Source organism: Pseudomonas corni (assembly GCF_057128765.1).
The window spans coordinates 264655-284940 of the sequence record NZ_JBSKHW010000001.1 but is presented as its reverse complement, the minus strand read 5'-3'; the positions used below and the strand labels follow the sequence as shown (position 1 = coordinate 284940).

Genomic DNA, 20286 nt, shown 5'->3' with positions numbered 1-20286 from the left:
CATGAATAAGCTGTGTTTACTGGGTCTTTTCATCGGTCTGGCCAGTCAATCTGTGCTCGCCGCCAGCACTGAAGCAAACGATGGTTCGAAGTTGCAGGCTAAAAATGCCTTCATCTCCAATCTGATGAAACAGATGACCCTCGATGAAAAAATCGGGCAGCTGCGTCTTATCAGTATCGGGCCGGAAATGCCCAAGGCGGCCATTCTCAAGGAAATCGCCGCTGGCCGAATCGGCGGCACCTTCAACTCCGTCGTATTACCCGACAACCGTGACATGCAGAACGCCGCGGTCGCCCACAGCCGCATGAAGATCCCGATGTTCTTCGCCTTCGACGTAGTTCACGGCCAACGCACCATTTTTCCGATCAGCCTGGGCCTCGCCGCGAGCTGGGACATGGATGCCATTACCCAGACTGGCCGAATTTCGGCGATTGAAGCCGCAGCAGACGGTTTGGACATGACGTTCGCGCCGATGGTCGACATCACCCGCGACGCCCGCTGGGGCCGCAGTTCCGAAGGGTTCGGCGAAGACACCTATCTGGTGTCGCGCATTTCCAGCACCATCACTCGCGCTTTCCAGGGTAACAGCACCCAGGCGCCGGACAGCATCATGGCCGCCGTCAAGCATTTCGCCCTTTATGGCGCAGTCGAAGGCGGTCGCGACTACAACACCGTGGACATGAGCCCGACACGCATGCGCCAGGATTATCTGCCGCCCTACCGCGCTTCAATCGACGCGGGAGCTGGCGGCGTGATGGTCGCGCTTAACTCGATCAACGGCGTACCCGCCACCGCCAATGCGTGGCTGTTGCAGGATGTGCTGCGCAAGGAGTGGGGCTTCAAGGGCGTGACGATCAGTGACCACGGCGCGATCAAGGAATTGATCGACCATGGCATCGCCAAAGACTTCCGCGAGGCGGCGAAGCTGGCCATCAAGGCCGGCGTCGACTTGAGCATGAATGACAAAGCCTACGGCGAAGAATTGCCGGATCTGGTCAAGACTGGCGAAGTGTCGGTCAAGGACGTCGACAACGCAGTGCGCGAAGTGCTGGGCGCGAAATGGGAGATGGGCCTGTTTGCCAGCCCGTTCCTGCGCATCGGCGACGCCGCCAATGATCCGATCGATCGCAACGCCGAAAGCCGCCTGCACCGCGATGCCGCTCGCGACGTTGCGCGCAAAAGCATCGTGCTGCTGAAAAACACCAACGACACCCTGCCGCTCAAGAAGCAAGGCACCATCGCCGTTATCGGTCCGCTGGCCAAAAGCTCGATGGACATGATGGGCAGTTGGTCGGCGGCTGGTCTGGCTCGTCAAACCGTTAGCGCCTACGACGGTCTGGCCAATGCAGTGGGCGACAAAGCCAAGCTGGTATTTGCGGTAGGCGCCAACGTCACCGACAACCAGGAAGCAATCAATTATCTGAACAACATGGACGACAAGATCGGTGTCGATCCGCGTCCTGCTCAGGAAATGATCGATGAAGCAGTAAAGGTCGCGCAGCAATCGGACGTGATCGTCGCGGTGGTGGGCGAGTCGCGCAACATGTCCCATGAAGCCGCAAGCCGCGTGGACATCGTGATTCCGGGTCGCCAGCGCGATCTGATCAAAGCTCTCAAAGCCACCGGTAAGCCGTTGGTGCTGGTTCTGATGAACGGGCGGCCACTGGCCCTCGGTCAGGAAAACGGCATGGGTGACGCGATGGTCGAAAGCTGGTTCCTGGGCACCGAAGGCGGCAATGCGCTGGCCGACGTGCTGTTCGGCGATTACAACCCGTCGGGCAAGCTGGCAATGACCTTCCCGCGCTCGGTGGGCCAAGTGCCGTCGTACTACAACCACCTGAACACAGGCCGTCCTTACCGCGTCAACGACTCGAACTACACCTCCAACTACTTCGAAGAGCCGACCAGCCCGCTGTTCCCCTTCGGTTATGGCCTGAGCTACACCCAGTTCAGCGTTTCGGACATCAAGCTGTCCAACAGCACGATGACCCGCAAGGACAAACTGACCGCCAGCGTTACCGTCAAGAACACCGGCAAAGTGGCGGGCGCTACGGTGGTTCAGCTTTACCTGCGCGATCTCGCGGCCTCGATCAGCCGTCCGGTGAAAGAGCTGAAGAATTTCGAAAAAGTCATGCTGCAGCCAGGGGAAGAGAAGGTCGTGACCTTTACCCTGAGCGAAGAAGATTTGAAGTTCTTCAACCCATCACTGAAATACGCCGCTGAATTGGGTGATTTCAAAGTGATGATCGGGCTTGATTCGGTGGATGTGAAAGAGGCGGGTTTCAAGTTGCTATAAACCCTTACCGCTTCGTGTAGGAGCGCGCTTGCCCGCGATACGTTTGTTTGATCAACGCAAATGTACGGGACTTCCCGACGTCATCGCGGGCAAGCGCGCTCCTACAGATTGGGCTTCGACAGGTCATTTATATGCCGCGCTCTACCCGCCTCTTTCTGTATGCCGCGCTGATCCTCGCGGGCGCCGTGATCGCGGCGAGCCTGGCGATGGATCAAGCGCGACGGCATGCGCTGCAAGACGACGCCAACCGCGCTCGTGACCAATTGTTCCTCTACGCCAACACCCTGCAAACCCTGATTGAGCGCTATCGCGCCCTTCCCGCCGTACTCGCGCTGGACCCGCAACTGCGTGATGCATTGCGCGGCCCGGTCAGTGCCCAAACCACCCGCGCGCTTAACCTCAAACTTGAGCAGATCAACGGCGCGGCCCAATCCTCGACCCTCGAACTGCTCGATCGCACCGGCCTTGCGGTGGCCGCCAGCAATTGGCGTTTGCCGAGCAGTTACGTCGGTAACAACTATGGCTTTCGTCCGTACTTCCAGCAAACCCAGGCCCAAGGCACTGGCCGCTTTTATGCGGTTGGCGTAACCAGCGGCATACCGGGTTATTTCCTGTCCAATGCCGTGCGCGATGCAGACGGAGGTTTTCTGGGCGCGATGGTGGTCAAGCTTGAGTTTCCCGATCTGGAACACAATTGGGCGCAGGGCGACGACCTGTTGCTGGTCAGCGACGCCAAGGGCATCGTCTTCATCGCCAACCAGCCTGGCTGGCGCTATCGGTTATTACACGCGCTGAGCGATGAAGACCGCGCGCAGCTGACTGCGACGCGCCAATACGACAAACAACAACTCACCCCGTTGGAACAGCAGCCACTGCACACCTTCGGCGTCAACAGCCATTTGAGCCGTGTGCAAGGGCCGAAGGGCAGCGCCGACTATCTCTGGCAATCGCTGCCGCTGGCACCCGAAGGCTGGACGCTGCACCTGCTGCGCAAGCCGCAACTGGCTGCCGAGGACACGCGCAATGCCGCGTTGGCCGCAGCTGGCATCTGGCTGACGTTGGTATTTCTGGGCCTGTTTCTGTATCAGCGCTGGCGACTGGCAAGGCTGCGGCAGCGCAGTCGTGAGGAGCTAGAGCAATTGGTGGAAGAGCGTACCCGAGACTTACGCACCGCTCAGGATGGCTTGGTGCAATCCACCAAACTGGCAGCGCTGGGGCAGATGTCCGCTGCGCTGGCCCACGAAATCAATCAGCCATTGACCGCGCAACGCATGCAACTGGCGACCCTGCGTCTGCTGCTGGACCATGGCCGCGTGGATGACGCTTACAAGGCGCTGCAGTTGCTCGATCAACAATTGACGCGCATGGCAGCACTCACCGGGCACCTGAAAACCTTCGCCCGCAAAAGCCCGAGTGGCCTGCGTGAGCGCCTTGACCTGGCCGCCGTGGTCGATCAGGCGCTGTTGCTGATGGATGCGCGGTTGCGTGATGAGCGCGTCAGTTGCGTCCTGAACCTGACGCGGCCCGCCTGGGTGCGCGGCGATGCCATTCGCCTGGAACAAGTGCTGATCAATCTGCTGCGTAACGCGCTGGACGCCATGAGCGATAAACCGCTCAAGCGCCTGGAGATACGCATCGACCCGCGGGATGACACATGGCGTTTGAGTGTCAGCGACAACGGCGGCGGGATTGACGAAGCGCATCTGGGGAGTGTGTTCGATCCGTTCTTTACCACTAAGCCTGTGGGCGACGGCCTTGGGCTGGGGCTTGCGGTGTCCTATGCCATCGTCCATGAGCTGGGCGGTCGTCTGAGCGTAAGCAATCTCGCTCAAAGCCCTGAAGCCCAAGGCGCTGGCGCGGAATTTTCCTTTTGCCTGCCCAATGCGGAGACTGAAACGCCATGCTGAACTCGGTGATCGTGGTCGACGACGAAGCGCCCATACGCGAAGCCGTAGAGCAATGGCTGACGTTGTCCGGGTTCAACGTGCAGGTTTACTGCCGGGCCGAAGACTGCCTGACGTCCTTGCCGGAGCATTTCCCTGGAGTCGTGTTGAGCGACGTGCGCATGCCGGGCATGGGAGGCTTGGCGCTATTAACGCAGCTGCAATCGCTGGACGCTGATTTGCCGGTCATTATGCTGACCGGGCATGGCGACGTCCCGATGGCAGTAGATGCCATGCGTGACGGCGCCTACGACTTTCTGGAGAAACCCTTCACCCCCGAAACGCTGATGAGCAGCCTGCGGCGCGCCCTTGAGAAGCGCTCGCTGGTCCTTGAAAACCGTCGGCTGCATGAACGCGCCGATATCAGAAGCAAGCTGGACGCGACGTTGATCGGGGTGTCTGCCGGGATGCAGACGCTGCGCCGCCAAGTGCTGGATCTGGCGCCGCTCCCGGTCAATGTGGTGATCCGTGGCGAAACCGGAAGCGGCAAGGAAATGGTCGCCCGCTGTCTGCATGATTTTGGCCCACGTGTAGGAAAACCGTTCGTGGCGCTCAATTGTGCGGCAATACCTGAACAGTTGTTCGAGGCCGAGCTGTTCGGGCATGAAAGTGGCGCATTCACCGGGGCGCAAGGCAAGCGCATCGGCAAGCTGGAATACGCCCATGGCGGCACGTTGTTCTTGGACGAAATCGAAAGCATGCCCCTGGCGCAGCAGGTCAAGCTGCTGCGGGTGATTCAGGACCGTCAGCTTGAGCGGCTGGGCTCGAACCAGAGCATCACTGTGGACCTGCGGATCATCGCAGCGACCAAACCGGATCTGCTGGAGGAGGCTCGCGCCGGGCGTTTTCGCGAAGATCTGGCGTATCGCTTGAATGTGGCCGAATTACGTCTGCCACCGGTACGCGAGCGGCGCGAGGACATTCCCTCTCTGTTCAGCCATTTCGCGCAGGCGGCGGCGCAACGCCTGGGCCGTAACGCGCCCGTACTTAGCGGTGCGCAGCTAAGCCATTTGCTTAGCCACGACTGGCCGGGCAATGTCCGGGAACTGGCGAACGCGGCGGAGCGGCTGGTGCTGGGTCTGGATAATCCTGCCCCGTTGGAGGAGCCCAAGAGCCAATCCCTTGCAGCTCAGCAGGAGTCGTTCGAGGCCCATTGCCTGCGATCGGCACTGACCCGGCACAAGGGCGATGTCAAAGCAGTGCTCAACGAGTTGCAACTGCCGCGCCGCACGCTCAATGAAAAGATGCAGCGCCACGGGTTGTTGCGCGAGATGTTTCTGGATTGACCTGCCGCGTCTCTTTGTAGGAGCGCGCTTGCCCGCGATGCGTCGTGTCAGTCGCCTTCAATAAGACAGATGCACCGCAATCGCGGGCAAGCGCGCTCCTACAGGGAACAGATCAGCGGAAATCCGCTCACCACTTCTCAGCTCATGAGCGGATTCCCGCTCATAATTCTGCTGTAAGCCCTCTAAATCAACCCTCTCCCCGCTGGCACAGCTCCTGCTATCAGTTCAGTCAGACCGCATTTGCGCTCCCTCTAAAAACAATGAATAGCAGGAACCCCATGGACATCCCCAACTCTCTGTCAAAAGGGTCGGCTGCCACGCCGGTCACCGAAAAAACCACCAAAAGCCGTTTGAAATCCATTTTCAGTGGCTCCGTCGGCAACATGGTCGAGTGGTACGACTGGTACGTCTATGCCGCCTTCTCTCTCTACTTCGCCAAAGTCTTCTTCCCCAAGGGCGATACCACCGCACAACTGCTCAACACCGCTGCAATCTTCGCCGTCGGCTTCCTGATGCGCCCGATTGGCGGCTGGCTGATGGGGCTGTACGCCGACCGCAAAGGTCGCAAAGCCGCATTGATGGCCTCGGTGCTGTTGATGTGCTTCGGCTCGTTGATCATCGCCCTCACCCCCGGTTACGAAACCATCGGCGTCGGCGCGCCCATCCTGCTGGTCTTCGCCCGCTTGCTTCAGGGCCTGTCGGTAGGCGGGGAGTACGGCACATCGGCCACCTATCTCAGCGAGATGGCGACCAAAGAGCGTCGTGGCTTCTTCTCCAGCTTCCAGTACGTGACGCTGATCTCCGGGCAGCTCATCGCGCTGGCGGTACTGATCGTGCTCCAGCAAACCCTGACCACTGAACAACTGACCTCGTGGGGCTGGCGCATCCCGTTCGGCATCGGCGCGTTGTGTGCAGTGGTCGCGCTGTTCCTGCGTCGCGGCATGGAGGAAACCGAGTCGTTCACCCGCAAGAAAGACAAACCAAAAGAAAGCTTGATGCGCACATTGATGCGTCATCCCAAAGAGCTGATGACCGTGGTCGGCCTGACCATGGGCGGTACGCTGGCTTTCTACACCTACACCACTTACATGCAGAAATACCTGGTGAACACCGTCGGCATGAGCATCACCGACTCCACCAGCATTTCGGCGGCCACGCTGTTTCTGTTCATGCTGCTGCAACCGGTGGTGGGCGCGTTGTCGGATAAGATCGGGCGTCGACCGATCCTGATCGCGTTCGGGGTATTGGGCACGCTCTGCACGGTGCCGATCCTGACCACGCTGCACACCGTGCAGAGCTGGTGGGGTGCGTTCTTCCTGATCATGGCGGCGTTGATCATTGTCAGCGGCTACACCTCGATCAACGCAGTAGTGAAAGCCGAACTGTTCCCTACCGAGATCCGCGCCTTGGGTGTTGGCCTGCCCTACGCGCTGACCGTGTCGATCTTCGGCGGCACGGCTGAATACATTGCGCTGTGGTTCAAAAGCATCGGCATGGAGACCGGCTATTACTGGTACGTGACCGCCTGCATCGCTTGTTCGCTGCTGGTTTACGTCTTCATGAAGGACACCCGCAAGCACTCGCGGATCGAAACCGACTGACCGAAACCGCCGTTGCCTGCGCAAAACCCGGGGCAGCCACGCCAGTGAGCTGCCCTTTTTTTCACTGCCATGGCAGCTAAGTGACTGAATTGCCGACCGCTTTTTGCAGTATCAATTTCAGCGATGATCGCTACCAATGCGATTGACTTTTTAATAATCCAGAGCCGAGTAAAGTTAACTCCATACCGAGTTACACACTAACTAATCGATCTGGAGCAACTACCATGAAAACTAACAAATTGATCTTCGGCCTGGCGTTCTCGATTCTTGCTAGTAGCGCTTTTGCACTTCCTAGTGTTGAAGCTACTCAACAAACCAACGCACCGATTGTTGCTGAAAATGGTTCGTCCCACACTAACATCGGCCGCGTTGCTGCTGACGGCGCCGACCGCGTAGGCGCTAACCGCGTTGCGGCTGATGGTGCGGACCGTGTAGGTGCAAACCGCGTTGCTGCTGATGGCGCCGACCGTGTAGGTGCAAACCGCGTTGCTGCTGATGGTGCTGACCGCGTAGGTGCAAACCGCGTTGCTGCTGATGGCGCCGACCGTGTAGGTGCAAACCGCGTTGCTGCTGATGGCGCCGACCGCGTAGGTGCAAATCGTGTTGCTGCTGATGGCGCCGACCGCGTAGGTGCAAATCGTGTTGCTGCTGATGGTGCGGACCGTGTTGGTGCAAATCGCCTGAGCTGATTTATCGCCGGCTCTTCCCCAGCCCGGCTTTTGCCGGGCTTAATTTTGTCTGCCAAAAACGCCTTCCACAGCCCAAACATAAGGGCTAGCGCCAAATCGCTCGACCGCAGATCCAAGATAGAGCCTTTGAAAATCTGGATAACCCTCATAGCGGCTGCTCAGCAAAAACCACTAGAATCATAGAATCAAAAACCTGTCAATGGCAATATTTGTCACTACCGACAAGAATTGCCCCAACGTGGAACAAATTCCGCTGAAGCGCTTTAAAACCGGGCGCTGCAGCCAACTATCATTTTCAACGATGTTCGCTAGCAACCTTGTTAACTTCTACTTAATCTTTGCGCGCGTAGACTTAGCTCCATACCGAGTTAACAAATTATTTAACTTTGCTGGAGCAAACATTATGAAAACTAACAAACTGATTTTTGGCCTTACTCTTTCAATTCTGGCATCGAGCGCTTTCGCTCTGCCAACTACTGATGCTCAGTCTGCTCTGAACGCAACTGTTGTTGCTGAAGGCGGTTCTTCCCACACTAACGCTTCGCACACTGGCACTTATCGTCAGGCTTCTGATGGCGCTGACCATATCGGTGCTAACCGTCTGGCCGCTGATGGCGCTGACCGCGTAGGCAACAATCGTCAAGCTGCTGACGGCGCTGACCACATCGGTGCTAACCGTCTGGCTGCTGATGGCGCTGACCGCGTAGGCAACAATCGTCAAGCTGCTGATGGCGCTGACCACATCGGTGCCAACCGTCTGGCAGCTGATGGCGCTGACCGCGTAGGCAACAATCGTCAGGCTGCTGACGGCGCTGACCACATCGGTGCAAACCGTTTGGCCGCTGATGGTGCAGACCGTGTTGGTAACAACCGCGTCAGCTAACATCTGGCTTCAGGTTGTGTTCCCCACTAGCCCGGCTCTTGCCGGGCTTGATCGTTTCTGAGGCAAGGGTTTCAGCGCAACGTTCTGAATGCAGATAGCCAAACAGCTCTGGAATCCGTCGCCAATGCCTTGCACTATGACGACCTTCATTCTTCCAGACCGTCGTTTATCAGCTTTTTCAGGAAACGCGCCATGTCAGACGATATCCATTTCTACGAACCCGCCAACGGCCATGGCCTTCCCCACGATCCTTTCAATGCCATCGTCGGTCCGCGCCCTATTGGCTGGATCTCGTCCCACGATGCTCAGGGCAGACTCAATCTGGCGCCCTACAGCTTTTTCAACGCCTTCAACTACATCCCGCCCATCATTGGATTTTGCAGCATCGGCCGCAAAGACAGCCTGAACAACATCGAGCAGACCGGCGAGTTTGTCTGGAACCTGGCCACGCGCCCGCTGGCCGAACAGATGAACCAAAGCTGCGCGGCGGTTGCTTCTGACGTAAATGAGTTTGATCTGGCCGGGTTGACCGCCGAGCCATCGCGCATTGTCTCGGTGCCGAGGGTGAAGGAAACGCCGGTGGCGTTCGAATGCAAGGTCACGCAGATCATTCAGCTGCAACGCGCTGACAAGGCGCTGGTGCCAAGCTGGCTGATCATGGGGGAAGTGGTGGCGGTGCATATCGCCAAGCGCTTGCTCAAGGACGGGATTTACGACACCGCCGCAGGCGAGCCTATCCTGCGCGGCGGTGGCCCGGCTGACTACTTCCAGTTGGGCCCTGAATCGCTGTTCAAAATGTATCGCCCCAAAGTCTGATCAGTCCTGGGCGAACATCAATTCGCCTTCTGGCGTCACGTCGATCAGCCGCTCAAGTTCCTCGACAGCGGCTTGATCGGCTTCCAGCGCGGTTTTGAATTTCTGGTCTTGCAGGACGCGATGAAACGTCGGTGCGCCGCCAGCGCCCAGGCCTTTAACCGCAATTGCAGCGCTGTAGCCGTCTTCGCCGGGGGACGCCGCAGAAACGGCTTCGAAATGCTGGAATTCTTTGCGTGCCATCGATTTGGGCCCTGCTTAAAGTGAAAGCGGGGATTCTAAACTGGCTCAGTCTGTAGGAGCGAACTTGTTCGCGAGACGGCTGCGCGGGGTAACAGCGGAAAAAGGCTCGCCAACAAGTTGGCTCCTACACAAACAGCGACCAGAATCCATAAGTCATCAGCCGCCGAATCGCCAATTCATCCGGCCTTCCTTTCCAACGGCAAGGCATAAGCCGCCTCAGCCTCACCCGCACTCACACTGACGAACGTCTGAAAATCAAAGTGAGTGACCACTCGCCCAACCACCAGATCGGAGAAAACGGTCAGGTCTGGGGAGCAAAACCAGGCATTCATCGCCTGTTCCCCTGCCCACGTTCCGCTGATCACCCACACCTCGGCGTCGGTCATTGATCGTTGCAGCGCAAAATGCAGGCAACCCGGCGCGACAGATGCCGACGCAATCAACGGGCTCAAAGCGGCACCCAACTGTTCGCTGCGTCCTGCACTTGCTCGGGCGGCAACGTGGTGGCTCACGACGGAAGATCTGGACATGTCTGCACTCCTTTGATCAGCCGCGTGAAAGCAGTTAGCGCTTGCGGCAGGACAGCAGATTAGCGGCAGGGCGCAAGACCTCGTTAGCCGATTACTGCGCCGTTCTTGCCTGATCCTGCGCCAGTGTCGTTCCAACCGCGAACAGTACGCCAAAAGCCTGCTCCGCCCGGTCAGGACTTTTAAGCAAATGCGGTAAGCCCGTGGGGCATTTCATTGCCTCGTCATCAAAGCCACGACAGAATCAGGCAATCATCCGGCAGGATTCGCCTAACGCCGTTGCTTGCACAAAAATAAGCTATGCCCCATCGAAAGCTTGTCAGAGGATTTACCCATGGCGCAATCAGCCAGCCCCAGCGTTTCTATCGACGACCCGGTTCTGCCTGAGCTCACCGCGCACATGCAGCAGCAACGCGAAGAGTTGACGGACCTGATCCGGCGCTACGCCAAGGGTGAAGGCAGCCATCAGACCGCGATCAAATCGCTGCATATGGTGCGTCACGACTTCCCGACCCAATCGATCCCGACCCTGGTTCAGCCTGCGCTGTGCATCATGGCTCAGGGCACCAAAGACGTGAAGCTGGGTGACGCCTACTTCACCTACGACCCGCTCAATTACCTGGTCCTGTCGGTGGCGATGCCCATCAGCGGCAAGATCGTGCACGCCTCCGAAGATGAGCCGCACCTGGCCATGCGCATTGACATCGACCCCATCGAGATCAACGCGCTGATCGCCGAAGCCGGGCCCATGAGCGTGCCGGCGCGACCCAGCGGGCGCGGGCTTTACGTTGAGCGCATCGACACTACGCTGCTCGATGCGGTCATCCGCCTGATTCGCTTGCTCGACAACCCCAAAGACATCCCCATGCTGGCTCCGTTGATCCACCGCGAGATTCTTTACCGCTTATTGCGTGGACAGCAGGGGCATCGCTTGTATGAAATCGCCATTACTAACTGCCAGACCCATCGCGTGACCCAGGCGATCAAATGGCTGAACGAACACTTTCAGCAACCACTGCGCATTGATGAACTGGCCAAAGAAGTGAACCTGAGCGTCTCGACCCTGCACCATCGCTTCAAGGCGGTGACGGCGATGAGCCCGCTGCAATACCAGAAGCAGCTGCGCTTGCAGGAAGCCCGTCGGCTGATGCTCAACGACGGACTGGAAGCGTCCGCCGCAGGTTACAAAGTGGGTTACGAGAGTCCATCGCAATTCAGCCGCGAATACAGTCGGCTATTCGGCGCGCCGCCGTTGCGGGACCTGGCGCGCCTGCGCAAGACCGTTTGATCAGGCGCCTAGCACGCGACATGCCTCTTGCGGCAGGGTGATCGACACCGGATGACCGATGCTCAGGCCCACACTTTGATTGGGTGTGCTCAGCGCCGTGAATGACACGCCGCCACAATCGACCGTGGTTTCAATGGTCGCGCCAATGTCGCGCACGAAGGTCACGGTGCCCGTCAGGCGATTACCTTCAACAGCTTGTGGATGCGACAGCTGCACATCTTCCGGGCGCACCAGCATTTTGATGTCGGTGCCGATCTGAACCGAGTCACATATCGGCACTTCAATCGCTTCGCCGCCGGGCAATGCGACCCGACCGTTGCCCAACGCCCGCGCCGGGAAGATGTTCCCCGAACCAATGAAGTCCGCCACAAAGGCGTTGGCCGGGTTGCGATAGATCTCGATCGGCGTGCCGACCTGCTGCACTTTATGCTCCCCCAGCACCACCACGATGTCGGCCATGGTCATGGCTTCGCGCTGATCGTGGGTCACCAGAATGGTGGTGATGTTCAGCCGTTGTTGCAGTTGGCGGATTTCCACTTGCATCGATTCACGCAATTTGGCGTCCAGCGCCGACAGCGGCTCATCCAACAGCAACAGCTTGGGGTGCGAAGCGATGGCGCGGGCGATGGCGACACGCTGACGCTGTCCGCCAGAGAGTTTTGCCACCGGGCGATCGATCATTTGCTGCAATTGAATCAGCTCCAGCAACTCGCTCACCCGGGCCTTTTGCGCTGCCTTGTCGACGCCGCGCAGCTTCAGCGGATAGGCGATGTTTTCGCCCACCGTCATGTGCGGAAACAGCGCCAGCGATTGAAAGACCATGCCGAAATTGCGCTGATGCGCTGGCGTATGGCTGACGTCTTCGCCATCCAGACGAATCTCGCCGCTGGTCAGGGTTTCCAGTCCGGCGATCATGCGCAGCAAAGTGGTCTTGCCGCAGCCCGAAGGCCCGAGGAAACACACCAGCTTGCCTTGAGGCAGGTGCAGATTGACGTCGGTCACGGCGCAGGCCGAGCCGTAGTATTTTTCGACGTTTTCCAGAATCAGTCCGGTCATGGTTCAAGCCTCAATTCAGAACGAAACGCCACCTTCACCGACCAGCTTCTCCAGCGCCCAGATCAGGACGAAGTCGATAAGCACGATCAGCACGGCGAACGAGAAAACGGTGGGATCAAGAGAGGAAACCGTGCGGCTGTACATCCAGATCGGCACGGTCATCACGTCGATGTTGTAGAGAAAATAAGTCACCGTGAACTCGTTGAACGAGACGATGAAGGCCAGCAGCATCCCGGCGAGAATCCCGGATTTCATCAGCGGCACCACCACATCAATGATCGCGCGGGTCGGGGAGGCGCCGAGCATTTGCGCAGCCTCCTCGACTTCGCTGCCAATGTTGGTCATCGCCGCAGTGCAGTTTTTTATGACGAAGGGCAAGGCCAGAATCACGTGGGCGATGACCAGCCGCGAGGTATCCAGATGGAACGGCAGGCTGTCGAACACCAGCAGCAACGCCAACCCCAGCACCACCATCGGGAATACCAGCGGCAGCGACATCAATTGCATTGCAACGGCTTTACCTTTGAACTCACAGCGGGTCAGCGCATAGGACGCAGGCACAGCAATCAGCGTGGCGAAGATCATGGTCAGGCACGCCACGAGCAAACTGGTGCCCATGGCTTTGCCCAGACTGAGCACGTCACTGGAATCCGGCGAAACGATGGTCTGCCACGCGGCCTTGTACCACTGCAGGCTGTAACTGGCCGGCGGAAAATCCAGATTCGACGCGCCGCTGAACGACATCACGATCATTGTCAGGATCGGCGTCACGGCCAGGAATAGGATGACCCCGGACAGAATCGCAGCGAAACGGCCGGTTTCTCCCGGCAATAGCGGTTGGGAGCGCAAAAGCGTTTTCATTGCGAAGTCTCCAGCATGCGCCGACGGCGGCCGACGACGAATTCCGACAAGGTCATGATCGCAAGCGTCGTGACGATCAACACCACACCGGCGGCTGATGCGGCAGGCCAGTTCATCAGTGGCGCAATCTGGTCGTGGACCATCACTGCCAGCATCGGCACGCGACGACCGCCAAGCAAAAGCGGTACGACAAAGCTGCTAGCGTTGTAGGCAAATACCAATGTCGCGCCGGTGATGATCCCCGGCAGGCTCATCGGCAGAATCACCTGACGAAAGATCTGGAATCGGCTGGCGCCCAAGGTGGCCGCCGCTTCTTCATAACTGCGCGAAACCCCACGCATGGCGCTGGCAATCGGCAGCACTGCGAGAGGGAAAGCGGTTTGCACCAGGCCCATCAATACGCCGTTCTGGTTGTAGAGCATCATCACCGGACGGGTGATCAGGCCCAGGCCTTTGAGCGCTTGATTGAGCATGCCTGCCGGGCCGAGTATCACCAGCCAGCCGTAGCTTTGCAGCAGCAGATTGACCAGCAACGGCAGCAGCACCGCCGCGAGAAAAATGCGCCTAATGAAGGGGGATTGCAGGCGGGCCATGGTGTAGCCGACCGGGATCGCGAGGATCACCGCAATGACCGCACTGATCAGCGCCAGACGCAGGGTCAGCAGCAGCGATTTCAGGTAATAGGGTTCAAACAGCTGGGCGTAACTGGCGAGGCTGAAACCGGTCCATTCCGCGCCTTTGGTGCCGACGCTCATGCGCAGCACCAGCAAGCTGGCGATGATCAGCACGGCGAGAAACAGCATCGACGGCGTGAGAAACAGCCAGGCGCGGGCGGTAACGGACATCGACCGGGCGCGTGGCGAAAGTGGCGTCACGACCTGGGTTGTTATGGGTTGTTGTTCCATGGTGGTGATCCTGGGTTAGCGGTGTGTCAGGAACTCGTTACCTGCCTGTTAAATCCTCTCGCGAATAAATTCTCTCCTACAGAGCAACGCGATCTTCTGTAGGAGCGAATTTATTCACGAGGCGGCAGCCCAGACGATAGATTCCATCTGGCCAACGCCTTGAGGCTCAACAATCAGGAAGAAAAAATCTCGGTATACCGACGAATCCACTCTTCATGCACGGTCGCCAGAAACGCGTTGTCGTGCATGATCGCTTTGTCGGCGATCTGCTCGGGCGTAAGGATGTAAGGGCTCTTGCGCGCTTCGGCGGAGATAACCGCCTTGGAGTTGACCGGGCCGTTATAGATGTCTTCGGCCATCTTGCCCTGCACCACCGGGTCCAGAGAGTGGTCTAGGAACGCGTAGGCAAGATCCGTATCGCCAGGGCGATTTTTCGGCATCACCGACTGCATCAAATCGGTGTAGAAGCCTTCCTTCATGCCAAAGGTGGCGCCCAGGCCATAGTTCGGATCGCGAATCTGTTTCGGGAAAAACGCTGGCGCGTACAGGCCGCCCATGTCCAGGGAACCCGTGCGGAACAGCTCGGCAATCTGGTTCGGGTTTTCGCCCAAGGTCACCACTCGGTCTTTCAACTCGGCCAGCTTTTTGAAACCCGGCTCAATGTTGTGCTCGTCACCACCGGCCAGTTTCGCGGCGATGATGATCAGGTCCATGGCCTCGGTCCAGTTTGGCGGCGGCAGGAAGATGTTCGGTGCCATGTCCTTGTCCCACAAGGCGGCGTAGCTGTCGGGTGCTTCTTTCACGGTGCGGGTGCTGTAGACCAGGCTGTTGCACCAAAGCAGGTATCCGATGCCGTGACCGTTGGCGCCGGTCTGGTATTTCTCCGGGACATCCTTGATGTTGGGAATGCGGTTGAGGTCCGGCTTTTCCAGCAAACCTGCTGCGGCCAGGCCTTCGGCGCCGACACCGGCCAGCGTGATGATGTCGTACTGCGGACGATCGCCACCGGCTTTAAGTTTGGCGACCATTTCCGAAGTGCTGCCGGTACGGTCGGCAATCACCTTGGCGCCCGTCTTGGCTTCGAAGGTGGCCGCGATATTGCGCAACGCAGCAAGGCCGGTGTCGTCGGACCAGGTCAACAGACGCAGGGTTTTGCCCTGGAATTTGGTGTCGCTTGCGCTTGCCCGGATGAAGGGCATGGACAGGGCTGCGGCGCCCACCGATGCAATGCCCACGGCCTTGATGAATTGCCTTCTGTTCAGATCATGTTTGTCCACGTTGGACTCCATTGTTTTTCGGCTGCAGGTTGGAGGGAAGTCGCACATCCGGACTGTGCTGCAGCGCCCGTGCTCCGGGCCGTTCAGCGAGTCGGCGGAGTCATCCTGCGGGGGCGGACCACCCTCAACAATCGAAAGTTTTTCATTGAAGCCATGTGCCCCGCGCATGCCTTCTCGCGAGGCATGCGTGGGCCATTTGAGAGCAGTTCAGAGGGCCCGAACGACGTGTTTTATTTCCTGAAAAGCCTGCAAACCCCAAGGGCCAAGCTCCCGGCCGAGGCTGCTTTGTTTGTAACCGCCCCAAGCCGTCTGCGGGAAAATCACCTGCGGCGCATTGATCCACACGAGCCCCGCCTGTAGCGCGTTGGCGACTCGTCCGGTTGCGTTTGCGTCGCGGCCGACTACGCTCGCCACCAGCCCAAATTCGCTGTCGTTGCCCAAGGCAATCGCCTCCGCTTCGGTGGAAAAAGAGCGCACACACAACACCGGACCAAAGATCTCCTCGCGCCACAACGCACTGTCCAAGGGCACATCAGTGAAGACAGCAGGCCGTAAAAAGAAGCCCAACGGCTGATCATCAGGACGCTCGCCGCCGCATAACAGGCGTGCGCCAGCCTTTTTCCCGGCGTCGATATGGCGCAGGACACGCTGATATTGAGCTTTATTGACCAGCGGACCCATTTCGGCGCCGTCTTCCAGCGGCCCGCACACTTTGATCGAACGAGCTTTGGCGACGAGGGCCTTTAAGAACGGCTCGATCAACTCCTGGGCCACCAACACTCGACTGGTGGCCGAGCACATCTGTCCGGCGTTGAAAAAACCGCCGCCGCTGGCAAGTTCCACCGCAAGCGCCAGGTCGGCGTCTTTGAGCACGATCAGCGAGGACTTGCCGCCCAACTCCAGGCTCACGCCTTTGACTGTTTCCGCCGCACGCTGCATGACTTGCACGCCCACGGCATTACTCCCGGTAAACGAGATTTTCGCCAGCCCGCGATGGCCCGACAGCGGTGCGCCGACTACCAGTCCGGTGCCACACACCAGGTTGAAAACGCCAGCGGGGAGACCGCTTTCGCCAATGATCCACGCCAGTTCCAGTTCAGCCAGCGGCGTGACTTCAGACGGCTTGAGCACCACGCAGCAACCGGCGGCCAGCGCGGGGGCGAGTTTCCAGGCGGTGGTGACCATCGGGAAATTCCACGGCACGATCAACCCGACCACACCACAGGGCTCGCGACGCAGATGCGCTGAAAACTCATCGCTGGGCAAGTCGACCGGGCGATTTTGTTGAGCATCCAACTGGTCAGCCAATCCGGCGTAGTACTCGAAGGTCGCGATCACATCGTCAACATCAATGGCCGCTTCAAAACCGGGTTTGCCGTTGTTGCTCGATTGCAGCTGCATCAGCACCTCACGGCGCGCCGCTACACCGCTGGCAATCGAGCGCAAAATCTTCGCCCGCTCGGTCGCTGGGGTCGTCGACCAGCCCGAGAGGGCAGCACTGGCTGCATGCACCGCCAGATCAACCGCGTCGTAATCGCCGCCCGCTACCGTAGCCAGTCGCTCCTCGGTCGCCGGATTGATCACCAGCAGCGGCTCGTTACCCGAGCGCCATTGCCCGTTGATGTACAGACCGGCCAGCACCTGATTTAAAGCGCGGTTCAAAACAGTGGCTTCACTCACGATGCATTTAATCCATTCATCCAGTTGCGCTGATCGATTTCGATCACGGTAGGGCCTTGGCGGTCATTGGCTGCGTTGAGCGCCGCCTTGAGCTGCCCGACGCTGCTGATCGCTTCGGCGGCGCAGCCCAGTGCTTTGGCGACGCCGATAAAATCCGGGGTGTAGATGTCCACGCCCACCGGCTCGATAGCGCGGTTGACCATGTACTTCTTAATCTCTTCATAGCCCTGGTTATTCCACAAAAGGACGATGATCGGCGTACGCGCCTCCACCGCGCTGGCGAGTTCGGACAGGGTGAATTGCAGCCCGCCATCGCCAATCAAACAGGCCACCGGATTGCGCTCGCCTTTGTCCTGGCTGCCGAGCCAAGCGCCCACTGCAGCAGGCAAGGCATAGCCCAGCGTCCCGTAACCAGTGGACGAGTTGAACCAGCGGCGCGGGTGATCGAGGTCCAGCGTGAGGTTGCCGGTGTAGACCGGTTGCGTTGAATCGCCCACCAGAACGACGTTCGGCAGCACCTCCAGCACGGCTTTCAGAAACAGCGTCTGGCCGCGTGTCGCTTCGTCCCACGATGCATCCAGGGTGGCGCGCATTGCTGCGGCGCGCTTTTGCCCCCAATCATCGCTGCGTGGCGCCAACTGTTCGTGGGCCAGCGCCTCGACCAACGCTTCTGCGGCAGTGCGGGAGTCGGACACCAACGCCACTTTCGGCGGGAAGTTGCGCACGGTCTGGTCAGGATCGATGTCGATGCGCAGCAAGGTGCCAGGGATCTTGAAGTGACCCTGAAAAGTGATGTCGTAGTCGGTTTCGGCCAATTCGGTGCCAATGGCGAGCACCACATCGGCGGCTTCGATCAGCTCGCGGGTGGGGTCCAGGGACTGGGTCGAGCCAATCAGCAACGGATGATGGGAAGGGAGCATGCCTTTGGCATTGATGGTCAGCGCAACCGGGGCCTCAAGCCGCTCGGCCAATTGAGTCAACGCCGCAGCGGCATCGATCGCGCCGCCACCGGCCAGAATCAGCGGGCGTTTGGCGCTCGCGAGCAAGGCGCTCATCTGCTTGATCGCGGCAGGCGCGGGACCTGCGCGAGTGATGCAGACGGGCTCGCTGTCGAGAAGGTCGTCGGCGTTTTCGACCAGCACGTCCAGCGGGATTTCGATGTGCACGGGGCGTGGGCGCCCGGCCTGAAACAGCGCAAAAGCGCGGGCCAGCACTCCCGGCAATTCTTTGGCCGACATCAGCGTGTGGGAAAACGCGGCAACGCCCGCCACCAACGCGCCCTGGGCTGGCAACTCATGCAGCTTGCCGCGACCGCCGCCCAGTTGATTGCGCGATTGCACGCTGGAGATCACCAGCATCGGGATCGAATCGGCATAGGCCTGGCCCATGGCCGTGGTGATATTGGTCATCCCCGGCCCGGTGATGATGAAACACACGCCCGGCTTGCCGCTGGTGCGCGCATAACCATCGGCCATAAAGCCTGCGCCCTGCTCATGGCGCGGGGTGACGTGGTTGATGCTTGAGCTGGCCAGCCCGCGATACAGCTCAACGGTGTGTACGCCGGGGATTCCGAACACCTGTTCGACGCCGTAGCCTTCGAGCAATTTCACCAATACTTCGCCGCAGGTTGCCATTTCTCTGAGTCCTTATTCTCGGGTGTCGCTCAAAAGTGGGGGCCGTTTGAATGTCCTCAACGCGCAGGCGAAGAACCAACAGCAGTGAGGATCATTGGAACCGTGCAGCCATATCTGTGACAACGCAAAAAATGTCATGCTTAGGCATGTTCTCAACTCATGCCTGCGCCCACCCATGAAACGGCTGCCTCCCCTCCCCGCGCTGCACACTTTTCTGATCACGGCTCAGTGCTGCAATTTCACGCGTGCTGCCGAGCTGCTGCACATCACCCAGGGCGCGGTCAGTCGGCAGATTTCCGGGCTGGAAAGCCATCTGGGCTACAGCCTTTTTCAACGTCAGGCGCGAGGCTTGAGCCTGACCGCTCAGGGGCGTGAGCTGTTTCCAAGGATTCAGCAGATCTTCGCGCTGATCGATGAGGCGGTGGATCAGGTCGGGGTCAAGCGCGAGGCACTGCAACTCAAGGCGCCGACCTGCATGATGCGTTGGTTGCTCCCGCGTTTGCTGCAATGGCAGAAGGAGCGCCCGGACGTGCCGGTGGAATTAACCACTACGGTGCAGCATGCGGTGGATTTTCGCCGTGAAGAGTTCGATGCGGCTGTGGTGTATGGCGCCCGCCCAGACGGCTCGATGAAGGTTCATCACATTTTCGACGAACAACTGACTCCGGTCTGCTCGCAACAACTACTCGACGGCCCGCAACCGCTCGCTGCATTGAGCGATCTGGAACAGCACATGCTGCTGCACCCCACCCGGGACCAGCGCGATTGGGAGCAGTGGTTGAAAGTCGCGGGCACGACGCTGAGTAACATCGGCAAAGGTCAGCACTTCGACACGCTGGATTTGGCGATGACGGTGGCGTCCCAGGGCTCAGGCGTTGCGATTGGCGACTGGGCTTTGATCGGCGAGGACTTGAGTGCGGGGCGTCTGGTGATGCCGTTCGATCTGAAAGTCCGGACGGGCGCGGCGTATTACTTCGTGTATCCCAATCGCGCTGGCGCACCGCCGCAGTTGCAGGAGTTAATTGACTGGCTGCTTGCGCAGGCGTCAGCCAGAGAGGAAGCGGCTCTGTAGGAGCGAATTTATTCGCGAGAGGCTAGACGGAGCGCGCTTGAATTTTCGGCGTTCCAGCCATGCTCGCGAATGAATTCGCTCCTACAGAAAGGTCATTTTTTCAGCTCAAGCCTCGCGTCGATACAAACATTCAATGTGCCAGCGGCATGGCATCATCCTGATACAGGCCTACACTCACCTTGTCCCGTTTAAAAATCTTTTTAAGTCGGATCGAGGTACCCAGCATGAAAAC

Annotated in this window: 17 protein-coding genes; 9 read left to right on the top strand and 8 right to left on the bottom strand. The window is 59.1% G+C overall.

The genetic code is table 11. The annotated features are described in order from the left end of the window. Position 1 precedes the first annotated feature (1 nt). The 7 genes from bglX to ACWKV9_RS01195 all read left to right on the top strand — a co-directional run bounded on the left by bglX (position 2) and on the right by ACWKV9_RS01195 (position 9514). The gene (bglX, locus tag ACWKV9_RS01225; RefSeq protein ID WP_483834268.1) at positions 2-2296 is read left to right on the top strand and encodes a beta-glucosidase BglX; all 2295 of its coding nucleotides are present in this window, start codon (positions 2-4) and stop codon (positions 2294-2296) included. Positions 2297-2427: 131 nt separating this feature from the next. Continuing rightward, positions 2428-4203 (top strand): ATP-binding protein, encoded by a 1776-nt coding sequence (locus tag ACWKV9_RS01220; RefSeq protein WP_483834267.1) that lies wholly within the window; start codon positions 2428-2430, stop codon positions 4201-4203. Further along, the gene (locus ACWKV9_RS01215) at positions 4197-5525 is read left to right on the top strand and encodes a sigma-54-dependent transcriptional regulator (protein WP_483834266.1); all 1329 of its coding nucleotides are present in this window, start codon (positions 4197-4199) and stop codon (positions 5523-5525) included. Before ACWKV9_RS01220 ends, ACWKV9_RS01215 begins: the two co-directional genes overlap by 7 nt. Before the next feature lie 278 nt (positions 5526-5803). Then, positions 5804-7126, top strand: a complete 1323-nt coding sequence (locus ACWKV9_RS01210) for an MFS transporter (RefSeq protein ID WP_483834265.1) — start codon at positions 5804-5806, stop codon at positions 7124-7126. A 224-nt stretch (positions 7127-7350) separates the two neighbouring features. Next, positions 7351-7815, top strand: coding sequence for a hypothetical protein (locus ACWKV9_RS01205; RefSeq protein WP_483834264.1), 465 nt, complete (start codon positions 7351-7353; stop codon positions 7813-7815). 403 nt (positions 7816-8218) lie between these two features. Continuing rightward, positions 8219-8698: a hypothetical protein gene (locus tag ACWKV9_RS01200; RefSeq protein WP_483834712.1), complete on the top strand. Its 480-nt coding sequence runs from the start codon at positions 8219-8221 to the stop codon at positions 8696-8698. A gap of 192 nt (positions 8699-8890) precedes the next feature. After that, on the top strand, positions 8891-9514 hold the full coding sequence (locus tag ACWKV9_RS01195) for a flavin reductase family protein (RefSeq protein ID WP_483834263.1): 624 nt from the start codon (positions 8891-8893) through the stop codon (positions 9512-9514). Here ACWKV9_RS01195 and ACWKV9_RS01190 read toward each other — a convergent pair whose 3' ends face one another. Both ACWKV9_RS01190 and ACWKV9_RS01185 read right to left on the bottom strand, forming a co-directional pair. Continuing rightward, on the bottom strand, positions 9515-9754 hold the full coding sequence (locus ACWKV9_RS01190; protein ID WP_483834262.1) for a hypothetical protein: 240 nt from the start codon (positions 9752-9754) through the stop codon (positions 9515-9517). A 176-nt stretch (positions 9755-9930) separates the two neighbouring features. Beyond that, positions 9931-10284 (bottom strand): antibiotic biosynthesis monooxygenase family protein, encoded by a 354-nt coding sequence (locus ACWKV9_RS01185; RefSeq protein ID WP_483834261.1) that lies wholly within the window; start codon positions 10282-10284, stop codon positions 9931-9933. Positions 10285-10681: 397 nt separating this feature from the next. On the opposite strand from ACWKV9_RS01185, the gene ACWKV9_RS01180 reads away from it, so the two are divergent. Continuing rightward, the gene (locus ACWKV9_RS01180; RefSeq protein ID WP_483834711.1) at positions 10682-11569 is read left to right on the top strand and encodes an AraC family transcriptional regulator; all 888 of its coding nucleotides are present in this window, start codon (positions 10682-10684) and stop codon (positions 11567-11569) included. Here the strand turns inward: ACWKV9_RS01180 and ACWKV9_RS01175 are convergent, their stop codons facing one another. The 6 genes from ACWKV9_RS01175 to ACWKV9_RS01150 form a co-directional block, all read right to left on the bottom strand. Next, the gene (locus tag ACWKV9_RS01175; RefSeq protein WP_483834260.1) at positions 11570-12625 is read right to left on the bottom strand and encodes an ABC transporter ATP-binding protein; all 1056 of its coding nucleotides are present in this window, start codon (positions 12623-12625) and stop codon (positions 11570-11572) included. It abuts the gene before it with no gap. A 15-nt stretch (positions 12626-12640) separates the two neighbouring features. After that, positions 12641-13486, bottom strand: a complete 846-nt coding sequence (locus ACWKV9_RS01170; RefSeq protein WP_483834259.1) for an ABC transporter permease — start codon at positions 13484-13486, stop codon at positions 12641-12643. Beyond that, entirely contained in the window at positions 13483-14391 is a 909-nt protein-coding gene (locus ACWKV9_RS01165; protein ID WP_483834258.1) for an ABC transporter permease, read from the bottom strand. Before ACWKV9_RS01165 ends, ACWKV9_RS01170 begins: the two co-directional genes overlap by 4 nt. Before the next feature lie 173 nt (positions 14392-14564). Beyond that, positions 14565-15668 carry an ABC transporter substrate-binding protein gene (locus ACWKV9_RS01160; protein WP_483834257.1) on the bottom strand — a complete coding sequence of 368 codons (1104 nt, stop codon included), beginning with the start codon at positions 15666-15668 and terminating at the stop codon, positions 14565-14567. 207 nt (positions 15669-15875) lie between these two features. Continuing rightward, positions 15876-17348, bottom strand: coding sequence for an aldehyde dehydrogenase family protein (locus tag ACWKV9_RS01155; protein WP_483834256.1), 1473 nt, complete (start codon positions 17346-17348; stop codon positions 15876-15878). Further along, the gene (locus tag ACWKV9_RS01150; protein WP_483834255.1) at positions 17345-18982 is read right to left on the bottom strand and encodes a 5-guanidino-2-oxopentanoate decarboxylase; all 1638 of its coding nucleotides are present in this window, start codon (positions 18980-18982) and stop codon (positions 17345-17347) included. The genes ACWKV9_RS01155 and ACWKV9_RS01150 overlap by 4 nt, the downstream gene beginning before the upstream one ends. 175 nt (positions 18983-19157) lie before the next feature. Between ACWKV9_RS01150 and ACWKV9_RS01145 the strand changes: the two genes are divergently transcribed. Beyond that, complete coding sequence (locus ACWKV9_RS01145; RefSeq protein ID WP_483834254.1) at positions 19158-20054, top strand: LysR substrate-binding domain-containing protein; 897 nt, start codon at positions 19158-19160, stop codon at positions 20052-20054. The last annotated feature ends 232 nt before the right edge of the window (positions 20055-20286 follow it).

What these genes read in the sequence shown, in the direction of transcription:
- ACWKV9_RS01150 (WP_483834255.1), bottom strand. Translation starts at nt 18,982, where the DNA reads ATGGCAACCTGCGGCGAAGTATTGGTGAAATTGCTCGAAGGCTACGGC.
- ACWKV9_RS01145 (WP_483834254.1), top strand. Translation starts at nt 19,158, where the DNA reads ATGAAACGGCTGCCTCCCCTCCCCGCGCTGCACACTTTTCTGATCACG.
- ACWKV9_RS01200 (WP_483834712.1), top strand. Translation starts at nt 8,219, where the DNA reads ATGAAAACTAACAAACTGATTTTTGGCCTTACTCTTTCAATTCTGGCA.
- ACWKV9_RS01220 (WP_483834267.1), top strand. Translation starts at nt 2,428, where the DNA reads ATGCCGCGCTCTACCCGCCTCTTTCTGTATGCCGCGCTGATCCTCGCG.
- ACWKV9_RS01195 (WP_483834263.1), top strand. Translation starts at nt 8,891, where the DNA reads ATGTCAGACGATATCCATTTCTACGAACCCGCCAACGGCCATGGCCTT.
- ACWKV9_RS01170 (WP_483834259.1), bottom strand. Translation starts at nt 13,486, where the DNA reads ATGAAAACGCTTTTGCGCTCCCAACCGCTATTGCCGGGAGAAACCGGC.
- ACWKV9_RS01215 (WP_483834266.1), top strand. Translation starts at nt 4,197, where the DNA reads ATGCTGAACTCGGTGATCGTGGTCGACGACGAAGCGCCCATACGCGAA.
- ACWKV9_RS01175 (WP_483834260.1), bottom strand. Translation starts at nt 12,625, where the DNA reads ATGACCGGACTGATTCTGGAAAACGTCGAAAAATACTACGGCTCGGCC.
- ACWKV9_RS01210 (WP_483834265.1), top strand. Translation starts at nt 5,804, where the DNA reads ATGGACATCCCCAACTCTCTGTCAAAAGGGTCGGCTGCCACGCCGGTC.
- bglX (WP_483834268.1), top strand. Translation starts at nt 2, where the DNA reads ATGAATAAGCTGTGTTTACTGGGTCTTTTCATCGGTCTGGCCAGTCAA.
- ACWKV9_RS01185 (WP_483834261.1), bottom strand. Translation starts at nt 10,284, where the DNA reads ATGTCCAGATCTTCCGTCGTGAGCCACCACGTTGCCGCCCGAGCAAGT.
- ACWKV9_RS01165 (WP_483834258.1), bottom strand. Translation starts at nt 14,391, where the DNA reads ATGGAACAACAACCCATAACAACCCAGGTCGTGACGCCACTTTCGCCA.
- ACWKV9_RS01180 (WP_483834711.1), top strand. Translation starts at nt 10,682, where the DNA reads ATGCAGCAGCAACGCGAAGAGTTGACGGACCTGATCCGGCGCTACGCC.
- ACWKV9_RS01190 (WP_483834262.1), bottom strand. Translation starts at nt 9,754, where the DNA reads ATGGCACGCAAAGAATTCCAGCATTTCGAAGCCGTTTCTGCGGCGTCC.
- ACWKV9_RS01205 (WP_483834264.1), top strand. Translation starts at nt 7,351, where the DNA reads ATGAAAACTAACAAATTGATCTTCGGCCTGGCGTTCTCGATTCTTGCT.